The following is a 445-nucleotide window of genomic DNA, read 5'->3' as shown; positions in this document are numbered from 1 at the left end:
GCATGCGCTGCTTCTGCGCGGTGATGTCGGCGGCGAACTTGACGACCTTCACGACCCGTCCGGCGCGGTCCAGCACCGGGTTGTAGCTCGCCTGGATCCAGACGGTCCGCCCGCCCTTGGCGACGCGCTTGAACTCGGCGGATTGGAACGTGCCCCGCCGCAGAGCGTCCCAGAACGCGCGGTATGCGGCGCTATCACGGTAGGCCGGCTCGACGAACATACCATGATGCTGCCCCTGCACCTCGGGCAGTGTGTACCCCATGGCGTTCAGGAAGTTGACGTTCGCCGTGAGGATGGTGCCGTCGGGCTGGAACTCGATGACGGCCTGCGAGCGTTCGAGGGCGTCGAGTTTGGCTGCCTGATCCGCGTGCGTGCGCGTTCCACCGAACATGGTCATACCCTCCCGAATCTCTGGGCTGCTGTGGGTCAGAGCGGGAGACCAGCG

1 protein-coding gene is annotated in these 445 nt (G+C 66.1%); it reads right to left on the bottom strand.

All coding sequences use genetic code 11. From position 1 onward, the window contains the following. A partial coding sequence (locus tag MKK82_RS02425) for a PAS domain-containing protein (protein WP_243984550.1) occupies positions 1-391 on the bottom strand: 391 nt, incomplete at its 3' end. Positions 392-445: the final 54 nt, after the last annotated feature.

The sequence above is a fragment of the Methylobacterium sp. E-046 genome, assembly GCF_022829625.1.
Lineage (GTDB): Bacteria > Pseudomonadota > Alphaproteobacteria > Rhizobiales > Beijerinckiaceae > Methylobacterium > Methylobacterium longum.
The sequence above is the reverse complement of the archived record's forward strand: the minus strand, read 5'-3'. Positions and strand labels throughout refer to the sequence as shown.